The organism is Rhodanobacter sp. FW106-PBR-R2A-1-15, assembly GCF_058789735.1.
Genome location: NZ_JBYTEM010000061.1, coordinates 1 through 2,270, shown reverse-complemented (window position 1 = coordinate 2,270; position 2,270 = coordinate 1). Strand labels below are relative to the sequence as shown.

3 protein-coding genes are annotated in these 2,270 nt (G+C 60.2%); all 3 read left to right on the top strand.

From position 1 onward, the window contains the following. Positions 1–229: 229 nt before the first annotated feature. The 3 genes from AC3WTD_RS18485 (at position 230) to AC3WTD_RS18475 (ending at position 2,197) form a co-directional block, all read left to right on the top strand. Entirely contained in the window at positions 230–505 is a 276-nt protein-coding gene (locus AC3WTD_RS18485) for a hypothetical protein (RefSeq protein ID WP_221174226.1), read from the top strand. Further along, a complete protein-coding gene (locus tag AC3WTD_RS18480; protein ID WP_492614656.1) occupies positions 498–1,616 on the top strand; it encodes a helix-turn-helix domain-containing protein in 1,119 nt (372 codons plus the stop codon). Before AC3WTD_RS18485 ends, AC3WTD_RS18480 begins: the two co-directional genes overlap by 8 nt. 383 nt (positions 1,617–1,999) lie before the next feature. Beyond that, positions 2,000–2,197: a ribosome modulation factor gene (locus tag AC3WTD_RS18475; RefSeq protein WP_027493691.1), complete on the top strand. Its 198-nt coding sequence runs from the start codon at positions 2,000–2,002 to the stop codon at positions 2,195–2,197. Positions 2,198–2,270 lie beyond the last annotated feature (73 nt).

Below are 2,270 nucleotides of genomic sequence, written 5' to 3'. Positions count from 1 at the left end.
CCCCGATGGACTCCTGTAAACGTCAAACTTCTACTGCCTCCCCGGCAGAGCCGGGGGGACTCCCTCGTTGGTCTAGGAAGTGATCCAGGCTTCGCTTGGGACAGTCCAAACCTGAACCGTGACATACAATCCGATTTACCTAAGAGGTAAACTCATATAGAATCGGGGGCGCAATTTGGAGATCAGGTTCAAGGACAGGAAGCTGCGTGAACTCTGCGAGAAGCAGGCCGTGGCCCGCAAGAAGCTAGGGGATGCCTGTGCACGCAAGCTGTATGCTCGACTGGCTGACCTGGAAGCTGCAGCAGCGGTCACCGACTTGGTGGCCGGGAACCCGCATCCGCTCAAGCATGACCGTGCCGGCCAGTTCGCGCTGGACCTTGCCGGTGGGTGCCGGCTGGTGTTCGCCCCGGCCAACGACCCGACGCCACGCAAGCCGGATGCCTCGATCGACTGGTCGCAGGTGACCATCGTCTGCATTGAATTCATCGGTGACTACCATGACTGAGTCAGCCACCCGTTTCGAACCTGATTGGGTTTCTCCGCCCGGCGAGACCATCGCGGACTTGCTGGAAGAGCGCGGCTGGTCGCAGCAGGAGCTGGCCCAGCGTCTGGGCTATTCCGAAAAGCATGTCAGCCAGCTCATCAACGGCAAGGTGCCGTTGACTGATGATGCGGCCATGCGCCTGAACAGCGTGCTGGGCGGGCCAGTGGGCTTCTGGCTGAAGCGCGAGGCACAGTACCGCGAGCGCTTGGCGCAGCAGGAGGCCAAGACGCGCTTTGCCGGTTGGCAGGACTGGCTGGACCAGATTCCGGTACGCGAGCTGATGAAGCACGGCTGCATCGCCAAGAACCGTATTGACGCCCATTCGAAGCCGGCCATCGTGGAGCAATGCCTGTCCTTCTTCGGTGTCGCCTCGCCGGATGGCTGGCGCGCGCGTTACGGCACGCTGCAGCACCAGTTCCGTCGTAGTCGCGAGGAGCAGTGCAATTTGGGCGCCATTGCCGCCTGGTTGCGCTTGGGCGAGCAGGTTGCCGAGAAGCAGTCTGGCCCGCGCTACGACGAGGCCAAGTTCAGACAAGCCTTGGATGAAATGCGTGGCCTCACCGTACTGGCGCCGGAACAGTTCGCGCCGCGCCTGAATGCATTGTTCCGCGACTCGGGGGTGATTTTCGTGCTGGTGCCTGCCCTACCGAAATCACACGTCAGTGGCGTGGCGCGTTGGTTGGAGGCGGATCGACCGCTCATCCAGCTATCACTCTACGGCAAGACCAACGATCGGTTCTGGTTTACCTTGTTCCACGAAGCGGCCCACATTCTGCTGCACGGGAAGAACAGGAAGTCCAAGGAGTCGGTATTTCTGGACGATCCTGTGCGACAGACATCGACAAGCGCGCAGGAACGAGAAGCCAACGACTGGGCTCGAGACTGGCTGATACCCTCGGCCTGTAAGCGTGATCTTGTACAACTGAAAACGAAACTGGCGGTACTCGCATTCGCGCATCAGCTAAGCATCCATCCTGGCATCGTCGTCGGCCGATTGCAGCACGACGAAGTCATACCTCCCTCGTGGATGAACGATCTAAAGGACAGCTTCCGAATCACGGAATCAACCTGATAAGGCACCGCCGCCATGCGTCTGAGCTATGCGAGCAAACTTTCCTAGCCATCACCCGCAAACTCTGTTCGTCTGCGCACATGCGCCCAAGACGGGCTCGGATGGCGGCACGTTCGCGCCACAGCCGGCGAGCCGTAACCGCCTCGTGGATCACGCCCGTCGCGCTGCCCGAAGTGTGATGGACATCACGACTTACTTGGTCGTGAAATGAAAAGCTGTGAACAGCTTCACCCTGTGTCACTAACCTACCGCCGTGAGGCGACCGTCCCGGCCATCCCCCGGCGCAGATGGATCCAAGCCCGCTCTGGCGGGCTTTTTCATGCTTGAAACTTCGCTCTGCCGACCTCACCCAGACTTTCACGACGCCCACCGAGGACGCCAGCATGGTCAAGGAAAACGGGATGCGGTATCCGCTGCAGGCCTGGATCGAAGGCCATTACGCGCGCGATTGCGGCGAATCGCGAGAAAAATGCCCTTACGAGCATGGCTCCGCGATGGCTCTCGCCTGGCACAGGGGTTGGCGCAGCCGCGAGCAGCTGGATGTCGCGAAAGGCCCGGAGGCGGAAGCCGGCGACTCTTGATACTAATTTGCGTTCAATGATATAGAAGTTATCCACTTGAAGCCGGTCAAAGACTGGGTTTGGTCGTGATCGA